Here is a 25199-nt window from a genome sequence, read left to right on the forward strand (position 1 = left end):
TGTCAGCAGCGCTGACACTTTCTTGTGCAGCTCAAACGATCTGCGGGCGGCTCATGTCCACTGTGGCAGCTGGCTTGCCAGCGAAAACGTCAGGACTGACAGCACTGTCATCCGCCACCAACCGCAGATTCAGTCGCAATCCCGATGGCCCGTTCTCGGCCCACAGGGTTCCGCCCTGGCGTTGCACCGCGTTCCTCGCGATGCTCAGCCCCAACCCAAAACCACCGTCCCCCGGCCGCGAGCCATCGAGTCGGATGAAGGGCGAGAAGATCCGCTCAAGGTCCGCTTCGGCCACGCCGCCGCCCTCGTCCTCCAGCCACAGGTGCCAGTAATCGCCATCCCGTCGACCGTCGAGCCGCACGATGCCGCCCGGTGGCGAATGTCGAATCGCATTGCGCAGAATGTTTTCCAGTGCCTGGGCCAGGGTGTTGAGATTGCCGCGCACCCAGCATGAGGCCTCCACCCCGCACTGCAACTGCCCCATCGGACAGCAGCTTTCGTAGCAGGCGTTTTCCGTGAGCATTTCCCACAGTGCCTGAATCTGGATCGCTTCGTCCGGCAACGGCGCGCGTTCGGTGTCGAGCCAGGCCAGTTGCAGGGTGTCCTCCACCAATCGCTGCATCACGTCGACTTCGCGACCGATACGTTCGCGCAGCGGTTGCAGCTGCTGCTCGCTTTCGCTGGCGACCCGCAACCGACTCAGGGGCGTGCGCAGTTCGTGGGACAGGTCGCGCAACAGTTGCTGTTGCAGGGCCACGGTGGATTGCAGGCGTTCGGACATCGAGTCGAAAGCACGGGCCAGTTCGCCAAGCTCATCGGGCCGCTGGGTGATGCCGCTCGACAAGCGCACATTCAATTGATCGGCACGCCACGCATTGGCCTGCTCGCGCAGATTGTTCAGCGGCACCACCAGCAGGCGATACAGGCCGACGCACAGCAGCAAGGTGAACAGACCTGGAATCACCCCGTTGGTGATGACCCGCCAGAAGACCCGGTATTTGCCCGGCAGAAATCGCTCGGGCAACTCGATCACCAGACTGCCGGCGGTCGGGTCAGTGGGAAATGGAACCCGCAGCCACGGCCGGCCCTTTTTGTGAATCGGCCAGTCAAGGCCGCGCAGGAAGGTCAGGCGTTGAAGCTCTTGAGCGTTCAACGGCTGGCTGCCCAGCGACTGCAGGTTGCCGCCGATCACGCCGACCCAGCCGGCTTCGCGCAACTCCATGCTCTGTAACCAGCTATCGATGCCATCGCGCCCGCCCTGCTGCCAGGCGCGCTCGGCCTCGGCGGCATAACGGCTCAACGTGCGACGGGCGTCGCCGGAGAGGAACTGGTTGCGCTGCTCCATGTACCGGCCCCAGGACCAGCTCAGCCAGATCATCAACAGACAGAACGCCACCAACAGGCAGGCGAGTTTCCAGAACAGCGAGTGCCGGCCCGGCAGGTCAGACACTTTCATCGATGGCACTCAGGACGTAACCCTTGCCCCACACCGTGCGCACTTCCCGCTCGGTGTAGCCGACCGACTTGAGTTTGCGGCGGATCTGGCTGATGTGCATGTCGAGGCTGCGGTCGTGGGCCGCATAGCCGCGTTGCAGAACGTGCTGATAAAGGAAGGCCTTGCTCAGTACTTCCTCGTCGTTGCGGTTGAGGGTTTCCAGCAGACGGTATTCGCTGCGGGTCAGGCCGGCCGGTTGATTACGGTAGAACACATCGCACTGCTCGTCGTCGAAACGCAGTCCGCCGACCGGCACCACCGGAGCGATGGCCGCCGGACGACGGTCGAGGGCGACCCGGCGCAGGATCGCTTCGATCCGCACATGCAGCTCGGCCATGCTGAAGGGTTTGGGTAGGTAGTCGTCGGCGCCGAGGCGGAAACCGCTGATACGGTCGGCCTCGGCACCCAGCGCCGACATCAGCAGCACCGGCGTGGAATGGCTCTGACGCAGTTGAGTCAGGACATTCAATCCATCCAGCCCCGGCAACAGAATGTCCATCAACACCACATCGAACGGCTGGCGCCGGGCAATGCTCAGGCCTTCGCTGCCGTTCTGGCACCAGGTCACCTGGAAGCCGCTGCGGCCCAGTTGTTCATGGACATAGGCACCGAGGACGGGATCGTCTTCGATGGAAAGAATGCGGGGTTGGCCAATAGAGACAGGAGTCATGACTATCTGCAAATAATTCTCAGTTGGGCGATTATTCAAGATTGCCCGGCGCCCGGCAACCCAAGCTTGACCTGTCGGACAGATGACCGGCCTGAGAGTGAACAACCACGACATCATTTTTCCCAAGATTGCCCGCAAGCAAATCGCTACACTGCGCCGATACCGCGTGCCGGACGCACGTGTGAGTCAACGATCAGCGGGATGCAGGAGAAAGGCGTGCTCAAGAAACTGGGAATCAAAGGTCGCGTATTGTTGCTGACCCTGTTGCCGACCAGCCTGATGGCACTGGTGCTGGGCGGGTACTTCACCTGGACGCAGCAATCCGACCTGCAAGCTCAACTGATGCAGCGCGGCGAAATGATCGCCGAGCAACTGGCTCCGCTGGTGGCACCGGCCATGGGCCACGGCGATGCCGAACTGCTCGAGCGCATCGCCACCCAGTCCCTCGAACAACCAGACGTGCGCGCCGTGACCTTCCTCGCGCCCGACCGCTCTCCTCTCGCCCACGCCGGCCCGACCATGCTCAATCAGGCGCCGAGCGGTGACAGCGCGCACCTGCTGCGACGCAGCGGCAACGATGCCACCCGCTATCTGCTGCCAGTCTTCGGCAAACACCGCAACCTCGCCGGCGAGCTGATCCCGCAAGAGTCCGACCGTTTGCTCGGCTGGGTCGAACTGGAGCTGTCGCACAACGGTATGTTGTTGCGCGGCTATCGGAGCCTGTTCGCCAGTCTGTTGCTGATTGGTGCGGGGCTGGCCGGCGCCGCGCTGCTGGCCTTGCGCATGGGCCGCACGATCAACCGCCCGCTGAGCCAGATCAAACAGGCCGTCGCCCAGCTCAAGGACGGTCATCTGGAAACCCGCCTGCCACCGCTGGGCAGTCAGGAACTGGATGAACTGGCGTCCGGCATCAACCGCATGGCCGGCACCCTGCAGAACGCCCGGGAAGAATTGCAGCACAGCGTCGATCAGGCCACCGAAGACGTGCGCCAGAACCTGGAAACCATCGAGATCCAGAACATCGAGCTGGACCTGGCCCGTAAAGAAGCGCTGGAAGCGAGCCGGATCAAATCCGAATTCCTCGCCAACATGAGCCACGAGATCCGCACGCCGCTCAACGGCATTCTGGGGTTCACCCACCTGTTGCAGAAAAGTGAACTGACCCCGCGCCAGCTCGACTACCTGGGCACCATCGAAAAGTCCGCCGACAGCCTGCTGGGGATCATCAACGAGATCCTCGATTTCTCGAAGATCGAGGCCGGCAAACTGGTGCTCGACCATATTCCGTTCAACCTGCGCGACCTGTTACAGGACACCCTGACCATCCTCGCCCCCGCCGCCCACGCCAAGCAGCTGGAACTGGTGAGTCTGGTGTACCGCGATACGCCGCTGTCGCTGGTCGGTGATCCGCTGCGGCTCAAGCAGATCCTGACCAACCTTGTGAGTAACGCGATCAAGTTCACCCGCGAAGGCACCATCGTCGCCCGCGCCATGCTCGAAGAAGAAAACGACGACAGCGTGCAGTTGCGCATCAGCATTCAGGACACTGGCATCGGCCTGTCGAACCAGGATGTGCGCGCGTTGTTCCAGGCTTTCAGCCAGGCCGACAATTCGCTGTCGCGCCAACCCGGTGGCACCGGCCTGGGGCTGGTGATTTCCAAGCGCCTGATCGAACAGATGGGCGGCGAAATCGGCGTCGACAGCACCCCGGGCGAAGGTTCGGAATTCTGGATCAGCCTGAACCTGCCCAAGACCCGCGACGATGCCGAAGACCTGCCCGCCGCGCCGTTGCTCGGGCGCCGGGTGGCGGTGCTGGAAAACCATGAACTGGCGCGCCAGGCCCTGCAGCATCAACTGGAAGACTGCGGCCTCGACGTCACGCCGTTCAACACGTTGGAAAGCCTGACCAATGGCGTTACCGGCGCCCATCAGACCGATCAGGCCATCGATCTGGCGGTGCTCGGCATCACCAGTAACGACATGCCGCCGGAGCGCCTCAACCAGCACATCTGGGACCTTGAGCACCTCGGTTGCCGGGTGCTGGTGTTATGCCCGACCACCGAGCTGACGCTCTATCACCTTTCGGTGCCCAACCCTCACAGTCAGTTGCAATCGAAACCGGCCTGCACCCGCAAACTGCGCCGGGCCTTGTCGGACATGGTCAACCCGCGCCAGCAGCGCAGCGAACCGGGCGAACCGTTGTCGAGCCGCGCGCCGAAAGTGCTGTGCGTCGACGACAACCCCGCCAACCTGTTGCTGGTGCAGACGCTGCTCGAAGACATGGGCGCCAAGGTGCTGGCCGTGGAAAGCGGTTATGCCGCAGTCAAGGCGGTGCAGAACGAAACCTTCGATCTGGTGCTGATGGACGTGCAGATGCCCGGCATGGACGGACGCCAGAGCACCGAGACGATTCGCCAGTGGGAAAGCGAGCGGCACTGCACGCCGCTGCCGATCGTCGCCCTCACCGCCCACGCCATGGCCAATGAAAAACGCGCGCTGCTGCAAAGCGGCATGGACGACTACCTGACCAAGCCGATCAGCGAGCGGCAACTGGCGCAGGTGGTGCTGAAGTGGACCGGCCTGGCGCTGCGCAATCAGGCGCCGGACCGGGGCGGTGAAAGCCTGCTGGGCAATCAGGAACTGCCGATTCTCGATCACGAGGAAGGTTTGCGCCTGGCTGCCGGCAAGGCGGATCTGGCGGCGGACATGCTGGCGATGCTGCTGGCTTCGCTTGAAGCCGACCGCGAAGCCATCCGCACCGCCCGCGACCATCAGGATCAAAACGGTCTGCTCGAACGGGTGCACCGCCTGCATGGCGCCACTCGCTACTGCGGTGTGCCGCAATTGCGCGCCGCCTGCCAGCGCAGCGAAACCCTGCTCAAGCAGCAGGACCCCAAGGCCTCGACCGCGCTGGACGAGCTGGAACGGGCGATCAATCGTCTGGCAGCCCAGGCGAAGATCAGCGCCTGATCCACGGCAATGCCGGTCAACGCCGACGCGGCTACAGTTGTCGCGGGTGAATTGCGCCCGCGTCGATGCTCCAGGAGGATTTCATGCGCACGATCGTTTTCAGCAGCCAGACCTACGACCGCGACAGTTTCCTCGCCGCCGACTGCCCGGCCGGGATCGAACTGCACTTCCAGCCGGCCCGGCTCAGCCTCGATACCGCAGCGCTGGCCGAACATCACGAGGTGGTCTGCGCCTTCATCAACGATGACCTGAGCGCGCCGGTGCTGGAACGTCTGGCGGCCGGCGGCACTCGCCTTATCGCCTTGCGTTCGGCCGGCTACAACCACGTGGATCTGACCGTCGCCAAACGTCTGGGGCTGGCCGTCGTGCGTGTACCAGCCTACTCGCCCCACGCGGTGGCCGAGCATGCGGTGGCGTTGATCCTCGCCCTCAACCGGCGCCTGCATCGCGCCTACAACCGCACCCGCGAAGGCGATTTCAGCCTGCACGGTCTTACCGGTTTCGATCTGGTGGGCAAAACCGTCGGCATCGTCGGCACCGGGCAGATCGGCGCGACCTTCGCGAAAATCATGCACGGCTTTGGCTGCGAACTGCTGGCCTACGACCCTTATCCGAATCCCGCCGTCGAAGCGTTAGGCGCGCGCTACCTGAGCCTGCCGGATCTGCTGGCACAGTCGCGGATCATCAGCCTGCACTGCCCGCTCAACGAACAGAGCAGACACCTGATCAACCGTGATTCGCTGGCGCACATGCAACCGGGGGCGATGCTGATCAACACCGGGCGCGGCGGTCTGGTGGACACGCCAGCGCTGATCGACGCCTTGAAGGACGGCCAGCTCGGTTATCTGGGACTGGATGTGTATGAAGAGGAAGCGCAGCTGTTTTTCGAGGACCGTTCCGACCTGCCGCTACAGGACGACGTGCTGGCGCGGCTGCTGACGTTCCCCAATGTGATCGTCACCGCGCATCAGGCGTTTCTGACCCATGAGGCGCTGGGCGCGATTGCCGCGACCACCCTGCACAACATCGCGACCTGGGCGGCGGGTGCGCCGCAGAACCAGGTCGAAGGCTGAACGATCGGACTCAGACCGGAGGCGGCGTCGGGGTAATCGCTACGCACAGGATCAACAGCGCCAGCCAGCCGAACCCCAGTAAACGCTGCTTGAGGGAGTGCCCGTTACGCAGCAGGAACCAGACAAACACCAGCGGCATCAGAAACGCCATGATCTTCAGCCAGCCTTCCACCGGGCGCGAGCCATCCGGGTTCAACACCGGCTCGACCGGCTGCGAACGACGGCGTCGCCCCGCAGCGGCCGGCATGATCTTCGGCCGCTCGGGTGCCGGCGGCGGAACATAAGCCTCGGGCACGGCCTTGTTGCGCGGCAGGCTGCCAAAGGAAATTGTCGACGTGCCCGTCTGGGCGTGCGAAGCAGGCGCCTCTGCCAGCGGGGCCCCGCAATGAATGCATGCCGTGGCTTCGGAGCTGATGCTCCGCTTGCATTCATAACATTCGATCAGCGCCATGTTCCGTTCCTTGAAAATGAAGGCGGCAGTTTGCCACGACTGCGGTGTCGATTTGAACCGGATCGAAGGTCGCACGCGCGCATCATTCTGCAATCAAGCCCGTGCTAGCATGTCGCGCATATTTGGAGGACCCATGGTCGAACACGATTTCCGCTACACCCTGATGAACCCGCAACACACCCTCACCGAATGCCGCGCCCTGGTTCCGGGCCGTTATCAGGTCACCGGCAACGGTGGCTCGATCCGCATCGGCGACGTGCTGGTCGTAACCCTCAAAGGCAGCAAGGACTTGTCCATGCGTCTGACCGTCGACACCGTCCGCCACCTGATCAACCCGCCGGGCCAATGGACCGCAATGACCACCGGCCCGGTGTTTGGTGAGCTGGCGATCCACACCTGGCAGGTCAACTGCGACAGCTGCGCCAGGGAGCTGAGCTTCGAATTCGCCGTGGACGCCAAGTTGGGCAAGCCTGCGGAAAAACCGGCCGCCACCGCACGCATCGCCGAGCTCGGCTGGAAAACCGTTGGCGACAAGCACCTGTGCCCGAAATGCCAGGAGCCGGCGTGATGAAACACCTGGCCCTGACCGCTGTTGTCGGCGCCGGCCTGATGGGTTGCGCCGCGGAGCCTGTGCAACTGCAACAGAACCGCAGCTACATTCTGGAATGGATCGGCGAGCGTCCGCTGATGGACTACAGCCACCTGACCGTGACCCTTGGCGATGATGGCCGGGCGTATGGCAATGGCGGCTGCAACCACTGGTTCGCGCCGTACACTCTGGAAGGCGACAAGCTGAGCTTCGGCAAGATCGGCAAGACCCGCAAACTCTGTGCCCCGGCGCTGATGGAGCAGGAGCAACGCTTCCTCCAGGCCCTGGAACACGTGGAACGCTGGGATATCTCGCCGATCGAGCAGATGCGTTTCTGGCCGGCTGAAGGCAAGCCGTTGCGCTGGTGGCTGGAAGAAGGCTGATCCTTCGAATCGTTCCCACGCTCTGCGTGGGAACGATCAGCGACGATCAGCCAAGGCGAATCAGTTGGTCGCCTGCAACGCCTCAAGCTTCGCCATCACCCCCGCCGCCGTCTGCTCACCCATCAGCTGCTCCCGCACCTTGCCCTTGTTGTCGATGATGTAGGTCACCGGCAAGGCCTCACTGCGCGGCAGTTCGAACAGTTCCGACGGATCCTGCGCCAGCACCGTGAATTTGATGCCCAGTTTTTCGCTGGCGCTCTTCAGCTCTTCACCCTGCACGTTGTCGAAGTTGACCCCGAACACGCCGATTTTCTTGCCCTTGAGCTCTTCGGCCAAATGATTGAGTTCCGGGATTTCCGTGCGGCACGGGCCGCACCATTCGGCCCAGTAGTTGAGCACGACCCATTGTTTGTCGAGGCGCTCGGACGCCACTTTCTGCCCGTTCTGGTCGATGCCGTAGTCGTTACCGCAGCCCCCCAGCATCAACGCCCCGATGATCGTCAATGCCGCTGCCAGTGCCCGTGTCATGTCGTGTTCCTTGTGAAAAATTGAATGCGCCTGCGACCCATCGCCTCCCAAGGTTCTGGATTGCGCGCTGCACAGTTAGAATAGCCGCCACTCTACGCAAGAAGCGACCCGCCCATGACCGATCTGACGCTTTATCACAACCCGCGCTGCTCGAAATCCCGCGGTGCGCTCGAACTGCTCGAAGCCCGTGGCCTGACGCCGAACGTGGTGCGCTACCTCGAAACCCCGCTGGACGCCGCGCAGATCAAGGCGCTGCTCGGCAAGCTGGGAATCAGCGCACGGCAACTGTTGCGCACCGGCGAAGACGAGTACAAGACCCTGAACCTGGCCGACGCCAGTCTCACCGAGCAGCAATTGATCGAAGCCATCGCGGCGCATCCGAAGTTGATGGAGCGACCGATTCTCGAAGCCGGCGACAAAGCCATTATCGGCCGTCCACCGGAGCAGATCCTGGAGCTGCTGCCGTGAGTGCGCCGTACATTCTGGTTCTGTATTACAGCCGCAGCGGCTCGACCAACGAGATGGCCCGGCAGATCGCCCGTGGCGTCGAGCAGGCCGGTCTCGAAGCACGCCTGCGCACCGTGCCGGCGATCTCCACCGAGTGTGAAGCCGTGGCACCGGACATTCCGGATGAAGGCGCGCTGTACGCCACGCTGGATGACCTGAAGAACTGCGCCGGTCTTGCCCTCGGCAGCCCGACCCGTTTCGGCAACATGGCCGCGCCGCTCAAGTACTTCCTCGATGGCACCAGCAACCTGTGGCTGACCGGCGCGCTGGTCGGCAAGCCGGCCGGGGTGTTCACCTCCACCGCCAGCCTGCACGGTGGTCAGGAAACCACCCTGCTGTCGATGATGCTGCCGCTGCTGCACCACGGCATGCTGATCACCGGCCTGCCTTACAGCGAATCGGCGCTGCTGGAAACCCAGGGCGGCGGCACGCCTTACGGCGCCAGCCATCACGCTGGGGCCGACGGTAAAAGTGGTCTCGATCAGCACGAAGTGGCGCTGTGCCGCGCCCTCGGTGCACGTCTGGCCAAGACCGCCCAGAAGCTGGGGAACTGAGATGGCCAAAAAGCCGAAAGTCCTGCCCGCCGTCGCATGGCTGGAGCCACGGGTGCGGGCCATGCGGGTGATCAGTCTGCTGTGCTTTTTCGGCCTGGCCGGACTGCTTGCCGCTTATTACCTGGTGTTCGCCGACCTGCACGGCGCGCGGCCGTGGGTGATTCTGCTGATCGAGCTGATCCCGTGGATCGTGCTTGCACCGGGCATGATCATGGGCAGCGCACGCGGGCATTCGTGGATGTGCTTTGTGGTGAACCTGTATTTCATCAAGGGCGCGCTGGCCGCATACGACCCGAGCCGGCAGCTGTTTGGCGTGCTGGAGATGATCGCCAGTCTGGCGGTGTTCTGCTCGGCGTTGCTGTATGTGCGCTGGCGGTATCAGCTGAATCGCAAACTGGCGGGCGAAGGCGAAGTCTCAGTCGCCTGACAGACCGCTATCGCTGGCAAGCCAGCTCCCACAGGTTTCTGGATCGTTCCCACGCTCCGCGTGGGAACGATCACTCTGAGCTCAATGATTGACGGTGTACGCCAGCATCATCGAGATCTGGCTCATCGGCCGTCCGCCACTCTCTTCATGCCACTGGTTGAACGCGTTCTGCACCGTCGCCAGATCCCGCAGGCTGGTGGGTGCCTTGTCGACGATCTTCTGTGCATTCAACGCCGCGACCACGTCGTAGCTCGGCACAAACGTATCCTTGCCGACCATCCGCAAAAACCGTGGCGCCGACAGCCCGCCCAATTGATGGCCGTGCTTTTTCAGGTAGGTCCACAAACCGACGATGTCGGTCACCGGCCAGTCGGCCAGCAACGCGCCGAAACTGCCCTTCTCTTTCTCGACGTCCAGAATGAATTGTGCATTGCGCGGCACGCTTTTCAGCTTGCCCAGATGACGGATGATCCGCGCATCCTGCATCAGCCGCTCAAGGTGTTCGGCACTCATCAGCACGACCTTTTCCGGGTCGAACTTGAAGAACACTTCTTCGAAGGCCGGCCACTTGGCGTCCACCAGACTGTGCTTGAGCCCGGCGCGAAATACCCGCAGGGCCATGGTCGAGAGATAACGGTCGTCGCTGATCTTGCGCAGTTGCGCCGGGGTCTTGGGAACGGGCAGATGGGCTTCCAGTTCAGCCGCCGAACCGAAGCGGTTCAGACAGTATTCGTGCAGCCACTTGTAGTCGCGCATGCCCTCTCCTAAAAAATGAATTGAAAACGGCGCCCGCGAGCGCCGTTTCTTTCGAGCGATCAGATCACTTACAGGTTCACCACATTGACGAAACGCGAAGCCGCCGTCTCGTCGATCTTCAGGCTGGTGAAGTCAAACAGGTTACGGTCAGCCAGTTGCGAAGGGATCACGTTCTGCAGGCTGCGGAAAATGCTTTCGGTGCGGCCCGGGGTCTTGCGTTCCCAGTCCACCAGCATTTCCTTGACCACCTGCCGCTGCAGGTTTTCCTGGGAACCGCAAAGGTTGCACGGGATGATCGGGAATTGCTTGAAGTCCGAGTAGGCCTGGATGTCTTTCTCGTTGCAGTAGGCCAGCGGACGGATCACCACATTGCGACCATCGTCGGCGCGCAGCTTCGGCGGCATGGCCTTGAGGCTGCCGTTGAAGAACATGTTGAGGAAGAACGTCTCGACGATATCGTCGCGATGATGACCGAGGGCCATTTTGGTCGCGCCGATTTCGTCGGCGAAGGTGTACAGCGTGCCGCGACGCAGGCGCGAGCACAGCGAGCAAGTGGTCTTGCCTTCCGGGATCAGTTCCTTGACCACCGAGTAGGTGTCCTTCTCGACGATGTGGTACTCGATGCCCAGCTCTTTCAGGTAGGCCGGCAGCACGTGCTCGGGGAAACCCGGCTGCTTCTGGTCCATGTTCACGGCGACAATCTCGAACTTGATCGGTGCAACCTTCTGCAGGTGCATCAGCACGTCGAGCATGGTGTAGCTGTCCTTGCCCCCGGACAGGCAGACCATGACCTTGTCGCCGTCTTCGATCATGTTGAAGTCGGTGACGGCTTCGCCGGCCAGGCGGCGCAGGCGCTTTTGCAGTTTGTTCTGGTTGACCGTAAGAGTGCCCATGACGCGAAATCCGTGAGGTGTGACGAAAGGCGGGCATTTTACGCAAAAACACTGGGCTTGTGGCCACAGGTTGTCGCCGCTCGCAGCGCCCTTCTACACAGACCTCGACGCGATTACCCCGAGGTTTTACAGCGCGATTTGCTCTAAGCCCCTATCACCTGTGCGGTTAAGACCTTTCTATACTGCGACATAAGGTCGCACACAATCTGAAGACCTGTATTTGCTCGGCCGCATTGGCCCGTAGGCGCTCCGCTGGGGGGCGATGGCAATAACGAGAGGAGTGACTGGCATGATCCATCACGTAGTGGGACTTTTTACCCACCCCGATCAGGAATGGAAGGAAATCCGTGGCGACCAGGAAGAAAGCATCAGCCACATGTACCTGACGCACACGCTGATTCTGGCGGCGATCCCCGCTGTTTCGGCATTTATCGGCACCACCCAGGTCGGCTGGGTGATCGGCAACCGCGCACCGGTGATGCTCACCGTCGAAAGCGCGTTGTGGATGACGATCATGTCTTATCTGGCAATGCTCGGCGGGGTCGCGGTCATGGGTGCCTTCGTGCACTGGATGGCCCGCACCTATGACGCCAACCCGAGCCTGGCCCGTTGCGTGGCATTTGCCACCTACACCGCGACACCGCTGTTCGTCGGCGGACTGGCGGCGCTCTACCCGCACATGTGGCTGGGGATGATCGTCGGCACGGCGGCCATCTGCTACACGGTGTATCTGTTGTATGTGGGGCTGCCGACCTTCATGAATATTCCGTCCGACGAGGGTTTCCTGTTTTCCAGCTCGGTGCTGGCGGTGGGTCTGGTGGTGCTGGTGGCCATCATGGCGTTTACCGTGATCGTCTGGGGACTGGGCGTGGGGCCCGTCTACACCAATTAGCAATCGGTTCATCCCGAGAAAAACAAGATCCGCCAACACAGGCCGCCGCAAGGCGGCCTTCTCGTGCCGGTTGAAAAAGAGCGACGACCATTCGGCAGTTCGACGATTCGCAACGCCCCGGGGTTGCGGCATACTCGACGCCTCTGGAGATCCATCAAGCATGCCCGAGCAACTCAATACCCGCGTCGAAGACTGTTTCCAACTCGCTGAATCCTTTTTCAAACGTCCCTTCAAACGCCCCGTGGTGAGCCTCAAGCTGCGCGGGCAAAAAGCCGGGGTCGCGCATCTGCACGAGAACCTGCTGCGCTTCAATCCGCAGCTGTACCGGGAAAACACCGAGCACTTCCTCAAGCAGACCGTGGCCCACGAAGTCGCACACCTGATCGCCCACCAGCTGTTCGGCGACCGCATCCAGCCCCACGGCGAGGAGTGGCAACTGATCATGCGCGGCGTCTACGAATTGCCACCGGATCGCTGTCACACCTATGAAGTCAAACGCCGCAGCGTGACCCGCTACATCTATAAATGCCCGTGTGCGGACAGCGATTTTCCGTTTTCGGCGCAGCGTCACAGCCTGGTCCGGCAAGGTCGGCGCTATTTGTGCCGGCGCTGTCGCAACACGCTGGTGTTCAGTGGCGAGATGCGGGTCGAGTAAGTCCCCACCTCGTTCCCACGCTCTGCGTGGGAACGAGCTACAAAACCACTTTCGCGGCACGTAGTTCGGCAATCCGCTCCGGGCTCAACCCCAACTCCGCCAACACCTGATCCGTATGCTGCCCCAGCGCCGCCCCGACATGTCGCGGCGCCGGCAATGCCTCGGAAAACTTCAGCGGGCAAGCGATCTGCGCCTGCGCCGAGCCATCGCCACGGGGCACCTGCGTCACCAGTTCCCGCGCCTGCAATTGCGGATGCCGCACCGCCTCGCCCAGGTTCAGCACCGGTTCGACACAGGCATCGATTCCGGCGAACAGCTCACACAGTTCGGCAAAGTCATGCTTCTCGAACTCGACCTTCAAGGCGTCCTTGAGCGCCCGCTGCTGTTCGGGTTTGGGTGACAAGCCCTGCGCCGCCAGTTCCGGCCGCCCCAGCGCCGCACACAGTTGCTGCATGAAGGCCGGTTCCAGACTGCCCACCGACATCCAGCGCCCGTCTCGAGAGCGGTAGTAATCGTAGAAACTGCCGCCATTGAGCATCTGCTCTTCCCAGCCCGGCTCTTCGCCGCAGGCCAGATACCCGGCTCCGGCCATGGCATTCAGGCTGAACGCGCAGTCGGTCATGCTCACGTCCAGATGGGTGCCCTGCCCGGTTTGCTGACGGGAAATCACCGCCGCCAGCAGACCGATCACCCCGTGCAGCGAGCCGCCCGCGACATCCGCCACCTGCATGCCCAGCGGCAACGGCCCCCTGTCGGCGCGCCCGGTGTAACTGGAGAGCCCGGCCAGTGCCAGATAGTTGATGTCATGGCCGGCGCGATCCTTGTACGGCCCGGTCTGGCCGTAACCGGTGATCGACACATAAATCAGCTTCGGATTGATCGCCTTCAGCGCCTCGTAACCCAGCCCCAGCCGCTCCATCACACCGGGGCGAAATTGCTCCAGCACGATGTCGTAATCCGTCAGCAACTGCTTCACCAGCTCCAGCGCTTCGGGCTGCTTGAGGTCCAGTGCCAGGCTGCGCTTGTTGCGGTTGAGATAAGCGTGACTGGCCGAGACGCCGTGATCGTGAGGCGGCAACACCCGCACCAGGTCGAGGCGGGTCGGTGATTCGATGCGCAGTACCTCGGCGCCCATGTCCGCCAGCAGCAGCGAGGCAAACGGCCCCGGCAACAGGGTCGAGAAATCCAGAATCTTCAGTGAGGCCAGCGGTGCAGACATGGGCATTCTCCATCAACGATGCATGCAGCCTAGGCAGCCCTCGGCGATGGGGCAATTACCGGATCCATCAGTTGCGCTGACCGTTGCGCTCAAACAGCAGACAAGAAAAAACCCGCCGAAGCGGGTTTTTCCATTCGAGCGATGCTTACTTCACATTGCTCGGGGTCGGGCCTTCGGCCAAGCCCAGGTCGTCTTCTTGACGCTCGTCAGAGATACCGCGACCGCCCGAGGCCAGCTCGGATTGCAGCACGTCGGTGTCCAGCTCCTTGACCCACTTGGCCACGACGATGGTCGCTACGGCGTTGCCGACCAGGTTGGTCAGGGCGCGGGCTTCGGACATGAAGCGGTCGATACCGAGGATCAGCGCCAGACCGGCCACCGGCAGGTGACCTACGGCCGACAGGGTGGCCGCCAGTACGATGAAGCCCGAACCGGTCACACCGGCTGCGCCTTTGGAGGACAGCAGCAGCACCAGCAGCAGGGTGATCTGATGGGTGATGTCCATGTGGGTGTCGGTCGCCTGAGCGATGAACACGGCCGCCATGGTCAGGTAGATCGAGGTACCGTCGAGGTTGAACGAGTAGCCGGTCGGGATGACCAGACCTACCACCGATTTCTTCGCGCCCAGACGTTCCATCTTGATCAGCATGCGTGGCAGCGCCGATTCGGAGGAGGACGTACCCAGTACGATCAACAGTTCTTCACGGATGTAGCGCACCAGCTTCAGTACGCTGAAACCGTGGGCCCGGCAGATCGCGCCCAGAACCACCAGCACGAACAGGATGCAGGTGATGTAGAAGCAGATCATCAACTGACCCAACTGCACCAGCGAGCCGACACCGTAGGCACCGATGGTGAAGGCCATGGCACCCAGCGCACCCAGCGGCGCCAGTTTCATGATCATGTTGATGATGTTGAACATGACGTGGGCGAAACGATCGATCAGGTCCAGGAGCGGACGACCGTACGAACCCAGGCGATGCAGCGCATAGCCAAAGATCACCGAGAACATCAACACTTGCAGGATGTCACCGGTGGCGAATGCGCCGACGATGGTGTTCGGGATCACGTTGAGGAGGAAGCCAACGATGCTCTGGTCTTTACTGGCCGTCACATAAGTGGCGATTTTCGAGGCGTCCAGGGTGGTGACGTCGATGTGCATGCCGGCGCCCGGCTGCACAACGTTGACCACGACCAGACCGATCAGCAGGGCAATGGTGGAAACGATTTCGAAGTACAGCAGCGCGTAGCCGCCGGTCTTGCCCACGGATTTCATGTTCTGCATGCCGGCGATGCCGCTGACAACGGTACAGAAGATGATCGGCGCAATGACCATTTTGATCAGTTTGATGAACCCGTCACCCAGTGGCTTGAGCGCCACACCGGTCTGTGGGTAGAAGTGACCGAGCAGGATGCCGATGGCGATGGCAACGATCACCTGGAAATACAGGGATTTGTACAGTGGCTGACGAGTCGTCATTGCAAAGTTCCTCAAGAGTACCGCGTGGCAACATCCATCTGTTGAACGCGACACCTGAATTGCGAACCCTCCTGCACTGGAGGGATTTGTTGTGTCGAACGACGCTTTCCCGGACCGGCTCGGCGCACGCTTCTGTGGCTCTTATCGCAAACGTCGTGCCACTTTGGTGCAAATCGCTGCAAGCCTTTTGATATCAGGGGATACGGGTTTTTCCGTGTCACCATTCGGTGACTCAAGTGTGGCGGATTTCCGCCAACTCGCCTGACCTCGTCCTACAATTTGGCGGAAATCCGCCTTGTTACCGATCAAAGGCAGCCGCTACCATCGGTCGCCAGAGGAAGGATCTGCCGCTCATGCGCGAACGCACCATCGCCAGTCACTTTGCCCGCGCCGCCCTCGGTGGCGCGCGGCGCTCGGGTTACGACTATTCGGACCTGCTGCAGCAACTGGGCATCAGCCCCGAACTGCTCGACGAGCCGCGCGCGCGGATCGCCCCGGAACAATTCACCCAGTTGATCCAGAACCTGTGGCTGGCCCTGGACGACGAATACCTGGGCTTCGGCAACGCACCGAGCAAACCGGGCAGCTTTGCCATGATGTGCCACGCGATCATTCATTGCCGCAGCCTGGAAAAGGCTCTGCAACGCGGCTTATTGTTTTATAGCCTATTCCCCGAAGCCCCGCGCCTGACCCTGACCCATGAAGACGAATGGGTGCGCCTGAGCCTCGACGATGCGCAATTGTGGGACCCGGATCACTTTCTCAGCGAGAGCCTGCTGGTGATCTGGCATCGCCTCGGCAGCTGGCTGATCGGCCAGCGGATTCGTCTTGAACAGGCGAGCTTCAGCTACCCGAAACCGGCGCACGGGGCGGAATACGATTTGCTGTTTTCCTGCCCGCTGGAATTTTCGGCAACGCAAAGCAGCCTGGTATTTCACAGCCGCTATCTGCACATGCCGCTGTTGCAGGACGAACGCACCCTCAAGCATTTCCTCGAACGCTCCCCCGCCGACCTGCTGTCCCGCCCGGACGACGGCAACAGCCTGAGCAGCCGACTGCGTCGCTTGCTCAGCCACGACAGCGCACGCTGGCCGGATCTGGAAGCCGTGGCCGCGCACCTGCACATCAGCCCGCAAACCCTGCGCCGGCATCTGCGCGAGGAAGGCACCAGTTTTCAGGAATTGAAGGATCAGTTGCGGCGGGACATCGCGATTTATCACCTGGGGCGGGCCGATCTGTCGTTGCAACAGATCGCCGAACAGCTCGGGTTTTCCGAGCCGTCGGCGTTTCATCGGGCGTTCAAGAAATGGACGGGACTGACGCCGGGGGCGTATCGAGCGCAAGAACACTGAAAAAGGTCATTCGCCATAGAAGGAAACAAACTGGGCACTTTGCCTCCCTGCTGAACCTTCCTTTCTGCTGATAGGGTTCCCCTTCAAGACAATCACCCTCCGCAACCTTTGCATCTGGCAGGAAGCCTGATGCGCACGGAGCTTCATGAAGGAACGACCATGCTTCAATCACCCATTGCAACCCTCACCACACTTGCTTTGCCATTCCTGTTGACGGGGTGCCTGGTAAATCCAGTACAGCCTTCCATTGATCCAACGCCGTACGAGACGCCGGAATATCGGGCTCAGAAAGCTCTCGCAATCGTTAATGCGTCGGCTCTCTATGCTCGTGGCGGCACCGGTCAGGACGTGGCTGTAGCCGTTGTCGACTCGGGTTTGAACGACAATCTGCCGGAGTTTCAGGGCAGGCTGAGGGATCCGGGATTCGATTATGTCGAAAACCGGGTCGGCACCTTCGACCGAATTGGTCACGGCACCCAAATGGCCGGCATTCTGGCGGCCAACAAGGACGACAAAGGCATGCACGGTATTGCCTTCGGCGCTCAGTTGATCCCTTATCGCTTCGGTGACGACAACGAACCATTTTTCTTTGATAGCGAGATAGCACAATCCTGGCAAGCAGGTTTCGACAAGGGCGCGCGGATCTTCAACAACTCCTGGGCCAACGCCATCCCGGCGACCGAGATCAATGAGGCGCGCTACAACCAGGTCATGCCGGAATCATTGGCCACAGCGCGGAATATGGTTCAGGAAGGGGCGGTCTTCGTGTTCCCGACCGGAAACGAGTTGAAACGGGAACCCTTGGCCGAACCTGGTTTGCCGCTCGCCCTGCCTGAACTTGAAAAAGGCTGGATCGCGGTGGTTGCCCTGAAGAGCGATGGCAGCACCATCAATGCGAAATCCAACTACTGCGGCGTGGCGGCAGCCTGGTGCATCGCTGTACCGGGCGGTGACTCAGGTTCCGACCAAGGCCTGTTGACCACCAACAAGAATGGTCAATACACCGAGACCGCTGGCACGTCGCCCGCTGCCGCGCTGGTTAGCGGAGCGCTCGCAGCTCTGCAAAGCCGCTATCCGGAACTCACGCCACAACAAGTCCGCGAACGCCTGCTGAGCACCGCGAACCGGACAGGCATCTATGCAAACAGTGAAGCATACGGTCGGGGCCTGCTGGATCTTGAAGCAGCTTCTCGCCCGGCCCCGCAGTCCATGGTTGATTGACGGGGCCGAGGCCGGCGAACATGAAGGGCTGACACGATAGCAGTGAAAGCAATGCGACTGATGTCATCGCCGATTTGCTGCCGACAGAGGCCAAAAAGTCAACGTTTAAATTGTCGGAAAGTGAATCCTGAACGCCGCCCCGCCCATCGGCGAATCACCCAGGGTCAGTTTCGCGCTGTAGCTCTCGATGATGTCCTTGACCACTGCCAGCCCGATCCCCTGCCCCGGATGCTGGCGATCCAGGCGTTCGCCACGCTCGAGAATCCGTGCGCGCTGATCAGGTGGTACGCCGGGGCCGTCGTCTTCGATGCACAGCTCCATTCCGGAATGGCTTTCGCGCACGCTGATGCGCACCTCGCCCAGGCACAGACGGTAGGCGTTTTCCAGCAGGTTGCCCATCATCTCCAGCAAGGCGCCCTGCTCGATCGGCACGTAACAGTGCTCCGGCAGATCGAAGGCGACGCGCACGTGTTTGTCGCGGTAGACCTTGTCCAGCGTGTCGCACAGGCTTTGCAGCACCGGGCGCAGGCGCACCTGATGGCGTACCAGACCGCTTTTGCGCAGGCTGGCGCGTTGCAACTGGTAGCCGATCTGCTGGCTCATGCGTTCGATCTGGGTTTGCAGCACCCAGGCCTGATCTCGGTCTTCGGGACGCTGGGCCATGTCTTCGCTGACGCCTTGCAATACCGCCAGCGGGGTTTTCAGACTGTGGGCCAGATCGTCGAGGGAGTCGCGGTAACGGCTGCGCTGCTGGCGTTCGCTGTGCAGCAGGCGGTTGAGGGAACCGGTCAGTCGCAGCAGTTCGCGCGGGTGTTGTTCACTGAGGCTTTCGAGGGTTCCGCCTTCGATTTCGTCAAGTTCCTGACTAAGCCGGCGCAAGGCTTTCAGACCCCAGGTCAGGCCGATCCACAGCAGCGCCAGCAGCACCAGCAATGCCGCGCCAAAACCGAGGTAGAGATTTTCCCGCAGGCCTTCGAGGGTGGTTTCGTATTCGCGCACCGGTTGCAGGGCCACGATACTGAAGGCTGCGCTCTTGCCGCCGAGCAGTTTGACTTCGACGTCATAGACGAAGAATTCCTGCCCGTTGGCTTCGCGGATCCGCGCGAACTCGTTGCCGAGGCCGTCGTAGCGCGGCGTGTAGTTGATCTTTTCTTCCTGGGTGCCCTTCGAACGCCAGACCAGATGCCCTTCGCGGTCATAGATGTAGCCGAGCAGGCGGTTGTCCGTGAGGTTGAAGCGCTCGTCGGGCAACTGCGCCGGCATCATCAAGCGGTTGTTTTCAACCCGCGCGGCAGAGATCAGCGTGGTGACGTCGGACGCCAGCCGCTGCTCGATCGAGTCCTGCAGCGCCAGGCTGAACGCGCCCTGCATCGCCGGGAGCAACGCGAGCATGAACAACACCGCCAGGGTGGTGGCGGCGAGCATCAGCCGGACGCGAAGGGAACGGATCAAGTGCAGCGCTCATTGAACAGGTAACCGAGGCCGCGCACGGTGTCGATCGGCTTGAACCCGGCCGGGCCTTCCAGCTTGCGGCGCAGACGGCCGACCAGCACTTCGATCACGTTCGGATCGCGCTCGTCGTCATCCGGGTACAACTGCTCCATCAGCCGATCCTTGGGCACCACTTGCTGGTGATGGCGCATGAGGTATTCGAGGATCCGGTATTCGTAGGCGGTCAGCGCCAGCGGTTGCTCATCGAGGCTCGCCTGCTTGCGATTCAGGTCCAGCAGCAACGGGCCGGCAACGATGGTCGACTGGGTGAAACCGCTGGAGCGGCGCAGCAACGCATTGAGCCGCGCTTCGAGCTCTTCGAACTGGAACGGCTTGACCACGTAATCGTCGGCGCCGGCGGCCAGGCCTTCGACCTTGTCCTGCCAGTTGCCGCGCGCGGTGAGGATCAGGATCGGAAAGGTCTTGCCGCCCGAGCGCAACTGGCGGATCAGGTCGAGCCCACCCATGCCCGGCAGGCCGAGGTCGATCACCGCCAGGTCAAAGTTGAATTGCCCGGTCTGGTACAACGCCTCTTCGGCGTTGGCCACGGACTCGACCACATGACCGCTCTCCGTCAGGCGGGTTTGCAGGTGATGGCGCAACAGCGCTTCATCTTCGACAACCAACAGTTTCATGACGCTCTCCCGGGTAAATCGACAACTCCAAAGGCTTTCGCCTCACATGGCTGCGCCGGATCGCCCCTCGAAGGACGACCCGGCGCGGGCCTGACGCCAGTCGCTTAGAAAGCGTAGTTGGCCGACAGGTAAGTCTGGGCGCTGCTGGTCAAATCCAGCGAGCCTTGCTTGCTGCCGCCGCTCTCTTTCATCTCGGTGCTGGCGTTGCTGCGCAGGTAACGGTAACCGAGTTCGACCGAGGTGTTCTGCGAGACTTGCTGCAGCACACCGAACTGACCGCCGACGGCGTAACCGATGTCGCTGTCACGGCTGTAGCCTGGCGAATCCTGGGTCAGCTTGGTCAGACCCGCCGTGGCACCGCCAAACAGCTTGGTGCTGCCGCCCACCGGGTAGAACAGATCGTAGCTGCCCAGCAGGTTTTCCTGGCGCAGTTTAATGCCATTGTGCGAGCCCGACACGTTGTCGTAGGTGGCGTAGTAGCGACCCTGGCTGTTTTGCTGACCCAGACGCAGGCCGTAGGTGTTGTTGCCGTCGATGGCCGCGGTGGCATCCGGGTGGCCGAGGTTGTCGTTCAGGGCGTTGGATTTCTTGATCTTGTCGCTGGTCTGGCCAAAGGTCAGGCCGGCGAAGTTGCTGGTGGTGTCGGCGTGGGCCGCGATACTGGCGCTCATTACAGTAAAAGCCAGCAGCAGTTTATTTAAACGAGTCATGGAGTTTCCTCTTTCACAGTGCTGTTTGGGTATGGCGCAAGGTTACTGAGCCTCCCCTGTACCGCCCCTGAACGCTCTCTGAACCTCGCCTGAATGAAATGAACTAGGCTGTTTTGACCCCTTATTGTCCGGAGACCCGATCATGCGCCTGCTATTGACCCTCGCCCTTCTCGTCTTCAGCAGCCTCAGCCAGGCTGCGATCAAGACCGAGGAAATCCCCTATCAGAGCGCCGACGGCACCAAGCTGATCGGTTATTACGCCTACGACGACGCGATCAAGGGCCCGCGCCCCGGCGTGGTGGTGGTGCATGAATGGTGGGGCCTGAACGACTACGCCAAGCGCCGCGCCCGGGATCTTGCCGGGCTCGGCTACAGCGCGCTGGCCATCGACATGTACGGTGGGGGCAAGAACACCGAGCACCCGAAAGACGCGATGGCGTTCATGCAGGCGGCCACGCAAAACGCCGATGCGGCCAGCAAGCGCTTTCAGGCCGGGCTGGATCTGTTGAAGAAACAGCCGCAGACCGACAAGGATAAAATCGCCGCCATCGGTTACTGCTTCGGCGGGGGCGTGGTGCTGAATGCGGCGCGTCAGGGTGTGCCGCTGGCCGGCGTGGTGAGTTTCCACGGCGCGCTGGCCACCAAGACCCCGGCTACGCCGGGCAGCGTGAAGGCGAAAGTCCTCGTCGAACATGGCGCGTTGGACAGCATGGTCACCCCGGACAACGTCACGGCGTTCAAGTCGGAAATGGACAAGGCCGGCGCCGACTATCAATTCGTCAGCCTCGACGGCGCCAAGCACGGTTTCAGCAATCCTGACGCGGATCGCCTGAGTCACGGCGATCACGGTGGCCCGGATATCGGCTACAACAAGGCTGCAGATGAAAAATCCTGGGCGGACATGCAGGCGTTTTTCAAGAAGATCTTTGGTTAGGCAGAGACATCGCGGCGCGGCCATCGCCAGCAGGCTGGCTCCCACATATGCATGGCGAGCGTTTGTGGGTGCCAGCCTGCTGGCGATGATCGCGCCGCCGATTTAAACCTTGCCACTACCCAGCCCTGACGCTTACCGGCAAAATGCCCGCCATGAATGCCAGCCCTTTCCTCCCCGCCTGCTGCACCCCGCTCGATGCCCATTGGCCACTGCCGACGGTGTTGCCCGAAACCGTATTTCTGAGCACCCATTTCGACCCGTCGCAACTGCTTGGCGATGACTTTCGTCGTAGCGCCATCGAGCCGCCGCCGAGCATTCAGCGTTCAGTGGCCAAGCGGCAGGCGGAATTCCTCGCCGGGCGGATTTGCGCCCGGGCCGCGTTGCAGCAATTGGAAGGCTCAAGCACTGTTCCGGCGATCGGCGAGGACCGTGCACCGGTGTGGCCGGCGCACATCTGCGGCTCGATCACCCACAGCACCGGCCGTGCGGCGGCGATTGTCGCCAACAAGCAGCACTGGCGCGGACTGGGCATGGACCTGGAAAACCTGCTCAACGCCGAACGCGCCGAACGACTGGCCGGAGAGATCCTGACCCCGCCGGAAATGCAGCGCATGGCCGCCGGCTCCCGAGATCAGATTGCGTTGTGGGTGACCCTGACCTTCTCGGTGAAAGAAAGCCTGTTCAAGGCGCTGTACCCGATCGTGCAGCAGCGCTTCTACTTCGAACACGCCGAAGTGCTGGAGTGGAATGAACAGGGTCAGGTGCGGTTGCGGTTGCTGACGGATCTGTCCAGTGAATGGCGCAACGGCACTGAACTCGATGCGCAATTTGGCGTGCAGGACGGGCAGTTGCTGAGTCTGGTCAGCATTCCTGCCTGAAGTTTTTTAGCGCCGCTCCTGATTCCTCGGCCAGCTCAGACTGAAACAAGCCCCGCCCAGGCTCTTGCTCTTGCCAATCAACGCCCGGCCATCGTGCCAGTGGATGATCCGCCGCACGATCGACAGGCCCAGCCCGTGCCCACCGGACGCCCGGGTGCGACTGTCGTCCAGGCGCAGGAACGGCGTGAAGATTTTCTCCCAGGCGGTTTCCGGCACACCGGGGCCGTCGTCCTCGACATCCACCCGGCAGCGCATTTGCCCGACCTGATAACTGACCGTGACCTTCGAACGCGCATGGCGCATGGCGTTGCTCACCAGATTCTGCAAGGCGCGGTGCAGGTAACGCGGCTCGGCCTCGACCCAGGCGTCATCGCAATCCGCTGCTGACAGGCACAGACCGCGTTGCACCGTGACTTCTGCACGCAGAGGCGCCAGCTCTTCGATCACCTGATTGACCAGCGCATCCAGGTCAATGCGCTGGAAGGTCAACGCCGGCGAGCCCTGCTCCAGCCGGGCGTACGTGAGCATTTCGTCGACCAGTTTGTCGAGGTCCTCGATGTCGTGGTCCATGCCCTCGCGGTATTTTTCCAGCGCCTGCGGGGTGGTGGCCGAGCCGATCATCTCCAGACCGAAACGCAGGCGCGCCACCGGCGTGCGCAATTCGTGAGACACCGCGCGCACCAGTTCACGCTGAATGGCGAGCAACTGCTGCAAGTGCTCGGCCATGCCGTTGAACGCCGCCGCCAGTTTGCCCACCGAGTCGGCACCCCGGGCCGGCACCCGGGTTTCCAGACTGCCCTTGGCGATGCGCGTGGCGGCAGCCTCGAGCCCGCGCAAACGCCGTTCGAGCTGCCGCACCAATAAATAGACGATCAGGCCGATCAGGGTCAGCCCGAGGGCCGCGATCAAAACCAGCCATTCCGGCGGGTACGGGTTCATCTGATACAACGGCCCGATTTCCAGCACCCACGGCGTGCCGACCATACCGGCGAACACCCGGATCGAATCGCCACCCTTGCCCAGCGCCATCACCGTATCGCCCTCGGACACCCGACGGCTCTGGTCTTCGTCCATGTCGGCATCGCTGACCGTGACCAGCCGCAAATCAAAGCCGAAGCCTTTGTCTTCCTTCAATTGCGCCAGCCGTTTGGGCTGCTCGCCCACCGGCACCCGCACCAGTTCATCGGCCAATAGATAAATGGTCGCCCGGGCCAGTTGCTCGCTGATCTGCTGCACCTCGCCCACCAGCACCAGTTGATCCTTGTCGCTGACCAGCCGATAGACCTTGGCCGCGTGCGGGCCGGTCTGTTCGACCAGCGCCTGGCCGCGCTGCACCCGGGTGCGCTGAGTCAGGTCGAGGTCGGTCTGGGCAAAGGTTTTCAGCGCCAGCGGAATCCCGAGCAGTCGCTCCCACACCAGCAAGGCGCGATGGCGCTCGGTCTCGTTCATCGGTTGCAGGTTGTCGGCCATCAGCGAAAACGTGCCGTGGGCCAGACGCTCGCGATACTGCTCGCTGCGCACCTGATTGAGCAGGTGCAGCGCAAGCACGCCGAGCACCGCCACCAGAATCAGCGCCGCGCACATGCCGCCATAGATGCGCAGGAAGATCGAATTCACAGCGGCAGGTCTGCGCAGGCTTCCGGCACGAACAGGTAGCCTTTGCTGCGAATGGTCTTGATCAGGCGCGGATGGTCGGGGTCGTCGCCGATCTTCGGGCGGATGCGCGAAATGCGCACATCGATCGAACGGTCCTGGCCGTCATAGCCGATGCCGCGCAACGCGGTGAAGATTTCTTCCCGGGACAGGATCCGTCCGGCGTTGGACACCAGCAGCCAGAGCAGATCGAATTCGGCACTGGTCAGCTCGATGCCACTGTCGCTGAGCCAGGCTTCGCGCAACGCGTTGTCCACCACCAGCGGGCCGAATTGCAACCGACGGGGATTGCCTGCCGATGGCTCCGGTGTGTCACTGCGTCGCAGCAACGCCTGGATGCGCGCCAGCAGCAGCCGTGGGCGCACCGGTTTGCACACGTAATCGTCGGCACCGAGGTCGAGACCGAGGATCTGGTCGGCGTCGTCAGTGCGCGCGGTGAGCATCAGGATCGGCCCGTCGTAGCGGTCGCGAACCTTGCGGCAAATGCTCAGGCCGTCTTCGCCAGGGAGCATCAGGTCGAGGATCACCAGGTCCGGCTGTTCCTTGATGATCCGCGCCGCCGCCAGTGCACCGTTGCCTTCGATCTCCACGCGCAATCCGTTGGCTTGCAGGTATTCCCGGGTCAGTTCGGCCAGACGCTGGTCATCCTCGACGATCAATACCTGCCAGGCTTCTTGCTCCACGAGTGACCTCTGCTTGCCGATGCTGCTTATAAAGGAAGGATCCTCCCGTCTTTTTGTCATCTTTAAGGAGGATAAGAATGCGTGCGCATGGGCCGATTGT

The 25199-nt window shown here is 62.0% G+C and carries 26 protein-coding genes; 13 read left to right on the forward strand and 13 right to left on the reverse strand.

The window, feature by feature from the left end; all coding sequences use genetic code 11:
* Positions 1-31: 31 nt before the first annotated feature.
* Both CAG25_RS05375 and CAG25_RS05380 read right to left on the reverse strand, forming a co-directional pair.
* Positions 32-1456 carry a sensor histidine kinase gene (locus CAG25_RS05375; RefSeq protein WP_085610703.1) on the reverse strand — a complete coding sequence of 475 codons (1425 nt, stop codon included), beginning with the start codon at positions 1454-1456 and terminating at the stop codon, positions 32-34.
* Positions 1443-2165 (reverse strand): response regulator transcription factor, encoded by a 723-nt coding sequence (locus CAG25_RS05380; protein WP_085610704.1) that lies wholly within the window; start codon positions 2163-2165, stop codon positions 1443-1445. The genes CAG25_RS05375 and CAG25_RS05380 overlap by 14 nt, the downstream gene beginning before the upstream one ends.
* Before the next feature lie 216 nt (positions 2166-2381).
* Between CAG25_RS05380 and CAG25_RS05385 the strand changes: the two genes are divergently transcribed.
* Both CAG25_RS05385 and CAG25_RS05390 read left to right on the forward strand, forming a co-directional pair.
* A complete protein-coding gene (locus CAG25_RS05385; RefSeq protein WP_085610972.1) occupies positions 2382-5135 on the forward strand; it encodes a response regulator in 2754 nt (917 codons plus the stop codon).
* Positions 5136-5218: 83 nt separating this feature from the next.
* Entirely contained in the window at positions 5219-6208 is a 990-nt protein-coding gene (locus CAG25_RS05390; RefSeq protein ID WP_085610705.1) for a 2-hydroxyacid dehydrogenase, read from the forward strand.
* Between the two features lie 10 nt (positions 6209-6218).
* Here the strand turns inward: CAG25_RS05390 and CAG25_RS05395 are convergent, their stop codons facing one another.
* Positions 6219-6659, reverse strand: a complete 441-nt coding sequence (locus CAG25_RS05395; protein ID WP_064598651.1) for a hypothetical protein — start codon at positions 6657-6659, stop codon at positions 6219-6221.
* A gap of 133 nt (positions 6660-6792) precedes the next feature.
* Here CAG25_RS05395 and CAG25_RS05400 point away from each other — a divergent pair, with 133 nt between their 5' ends.
* Both CAG25_RS05400 and CAG25_RS05405 read left to right on the forward strand, forming a co-directional pair.
* A complete protein-coding gene (locus CAG25_RS05400; protein WP_085610706.1) occupies positions 6793-7227 on the forward strand; it encodes a hypothetical protein in 435 nt (144 codons plus the stop codon).
* Entirely contained in the window at positions 7227-7631 is a 405-nt protein-coding gene (locus tag CAG25_RS05405) for an META domain-containing protein (protein ID WP_039772881.1), read from the forward strand. The genes CAG25_RS05400 and CAG25_RS05405 overlap by 1 nt, the downstream gene beginning before the upstream one ends.
* A gap of 60 nt (positions 7632-7691) precedes the next feature.
* Here the strand turns inward: CAG25_RS05405 and CAG25_RS05410 are convergent, their stop codons facing one another.
* Positions 7692-8159 carry a TlpA disulfide reductase family protein gene (locus tag CAG25_RS05410; RefSeq protein ID WP_085610707.1) on the reverse strand — a complete coding sequence of 156 codons (468 nt, stop codon included), beginning with the start codon at positions 8157-8159 and terminating at the stop codon, positions 7692-7694.
* Between the two features lie 114 nt (positions 8160-8273).
* Here CAG25_RS05410 and arsC point away from each other — a divergent pair, with 114 nt between their 5' ends.
* From arsC to CAG25_RS05425, 3 genes are read left to right on the forward strand one after another with little or no spacing between them, the layout of a single operon-like run.
* Positions 8274-8627, forward strand: coding sequence for an arsenate reductase (glutaredoxin) (gene arsC, locus CAG25_RS05415; RefSeq protein WP_085610708.1), 354 nt, complete (start codon positions 8274-8276; stop codon positions 8625-8627).
* Positions 8624-9220, forward strand: coding sequence for an NAD(P)H:quinone oxidoreductase (wrbA, locus tag CAG25_RS05420; protein ID WP_007957765.1), 597 nt, complete (start codon positions 8624-8626; stop codon positions 9218-9220). Before arsC ends, wrbA begins: the two co-directional genes overlap by 4 nt.
* Before the next feature lies 1 nt (position 9221).
* Positions 9222-9647, forward strand: coding sequence for a DUF2069 domain-containing protein (locus tag CAG25_RS05425; RefSeq protein ID WP_085610709.1), 426 nt, complete (start codon positions 9222-9224; stop codon positions 9645-9647).
* Positions 9648-9728: 81 nt separating this feature from the next.
* Here CAG25_RS05425 and CAG25_RS05430 read toward each other — a convergent pair whose 3' ends face one another.
* Together CAG25_RS05430 and ttcA are read right to left on the reverse strand one after the other, a co-directional pair.
* Positions 9729-10403 carry a DNA-3-methyladenine glycosylase I gene (locus tag CAG25_RS05430; RefSeq protein ID WP_039772888.1) on the reverse strand — a complete coding sequence of 225 codons (675 nt, stop codon included), beginning with the start codon at positions 10401-10403 and terminating at the stop codon, positions 9729-9731.
* 68 nt (positions 10404-10471) lie between these two features.
* Complete coding sequence (gene ttcA / locus CAG25_RS05435; RefSeq protein ID WP_064598661.1) at positions 10472-11296, reverse strand: tRNA 2-thiocytidine(32) synthetase TtcA; 825 nt, start codon at positions 11294-11296, stop codon at positions 10472-10474.
* A 289-nt stretch (positions 11297-11585) separates the two neighbouring features.
* Here ttcA and CAG25_RS05440 point away from each other — a divergent pair, with 289 nt between their 5' ends.
* Positions 11586-12188 (forward strand): Yip1 family protein, encoded by a 603-nt coding sequence (locus CAG25_RS05440; protein WP_007957761.1) that lies wholly within the window; start codon positions 11586-11588, stop codon positions 12186-12188.
* A gap of 160 nt (positions 12189-12348) precedes the next feature.
* Complete coding sequence (locus CAG25_RS05445) at positions 12349-12843, forward strand: SprT family zinc-dependent metalloprotease (protein WP_007957760.1); 495 nt, start codon at positions 12349-12351, stop codon at positions 12841-12843.
* Positions 12844-12880: 37 nt separating this feature from the next.
* Here the strand turns inward: CAG25_RS05445 and CAG25_RS05450 are convergent, their stop codons facing one another.
* Both CAG25_RS05450 and CAG25_RS05455 read right to left on the reverse strand, forming a co-directional pair.
* Positions 12881-14062 (reverse strand): CaiB/BaiF CoA-transferase family protein, encoded by a 1182-nt coding sequence (locus CAG25_RS05450; protein ID WP_085610710.1) that lies wholly within the window; start codon positions 14060-14062, stop codon positions 12881-12883.
* A gap of 145 nt (positions 14063-14207) precedes the next feature.
* On the reverse strand, positions 14208-15542 hold the full coding sequence (locus tag CAG25_RS05455) for a dicarboxylate/amino acid:cation symporter (RefSeq protein WP_085610711.1): 1335 nt from the start codon (positions 15540-15542) through the stop codon (positions 14208-14210).
* A gap of 353 nt (positions 15543-15895) precedes the next feature.
* Here CAG25_RS05455 and CAG25_RS05460 point away from each other — a divergent pair, with 353 nt between their 5' ends.
* Together CAG25_RS05460 and CAG25_RS05465 are read left to right on the forward strand one after the other, a co-directional pair.
* Positions 15896-16894: an AraC family transcriptional regulator gene (locus tag CAG25_RS05460; RefSeq protein WP_085610712.1), complete on the forward strand. Its 999-nt coding sequence runs from the start codon at positions 15896-15898 to the stop codon at positions 16892-16894.
* A gap of 159 nt (positions 16895-17053) precedes the next feature.
* Entirely contained in the window at positions 17054-18115 is a 1062-nt protein-coding gene (locus tag CAG25_RS05465; RefSeq protein ID WP_085610713.1) for a S8 family peptidase, read from the forward strand.
* Between the two features lie 105 nt (positions 18116-18220).
* Here the strand turns inward: CAG25_RS05465 and CAG25_RS05470 are convergent, their stop codons facing one another.
* The 3 genes from CAG25_RS05470 to CAG25_RS05480 form a co-directional block, all read right to left on the reverse strand.
* A complete protein-coding gene (locus CAG25_RS05470; protein ID WP_085610714.1) occupies positions 18221-19567 on the reverse strand; it encodes an ATP-binding protein in 1347 nt (448 codons plus the stop codon).
* Entirely contained in the window at positions 19564-20241 is a 678-nt protein-coding gene (locus tag CAG25_RS05475; protein ID WP_039772894.1) for a response regulator transcription factor, read from the reverse strand. The genes CAG25_RS05470 and CAG25_RS05475 overlap by 4 nt, the downstream gene beginning before the upstream one ends.
* A 104-nt stretch (positions 20242-20345) precedes the next feature.
* On the reverse strand, positions 20346-20951 hold the full coding sequence (locus CAG25_RS05480; protein ID WP_064598671.1) for a hypothetical protein: 606 nt from the start codon (positions 20949-20951) through the stop codon (positions 20346-20348).
* A gap of 142 nt (positions 20952-21093) precedes the next feature.
* Here CAG25_RS05480 and CAG25_RS05485 point away from each other — a divergent pair, with 142 nt between their 5' ends.
* Entirely contained in the window at positions 21094-21885 is a 792-nt protein-coding gene (locus CAG25_RS05485) for a dienelactone hydrolase family protein (RefSeq protein ID WP_085610715.1), read from the forward strand.
* 152 nt (positions 21886-22037) lie between these two features.
* Positions 22038-22763: a 4'-phosphopantetheinyl transferase gene (locus CAG25_RS05490; protein ID WP_085610716.1), complete on the forward strand. Its 726-nt coding sequence runs from the start codon at positions 22038-22040 to the stop codon at positions 22761-22763.
* A gap of 6 nt (positions 22764-22769) precedes the next feature.
* Here the strand turns inward: CAG25_RS05490 and CAG25_RS05495 are convergent, their stop codons facing one another.
* Together CAG25_RS05495 and CAG25_RS05500 are read right to left on the reverse strand one after the other, a co-directional pair.
* Positions 22770-24380, reverse strand: a complete 1611-nt coding sequence (locus tag CAG25_RS05495) for an ATP-binding protein (RefSeq protein WP_007957745.1) — start codon at positions 24378-24380, stop codon at positions 22770-22772.
* Complete coding sequence (locus CAG25_RS05500) at positions 24377-25099, reverse strand: response regulator (RefSeq protein ID WP_064598677.1); 723 nt, start codon at positions 25097-25099, stop codon at positions 24377-24379. Before CAG25_RS05500 ends, CAG25_RS05495 begins: the two co-directional genes overlap by 4 nt.
* Positions 25100-25199 lie beyond the last annotated feature (100 nt).

The organism is Pseudomonas sp. B16(2017) (assembly GCF_002113205.1).
GTDB lineage: Bacteria > Pseudomonadota > Gammaproteobacteria > Pseudomonadales > Pseudomonadaceae > Aquipseudomonas > Aquipseudomonas pharyngis.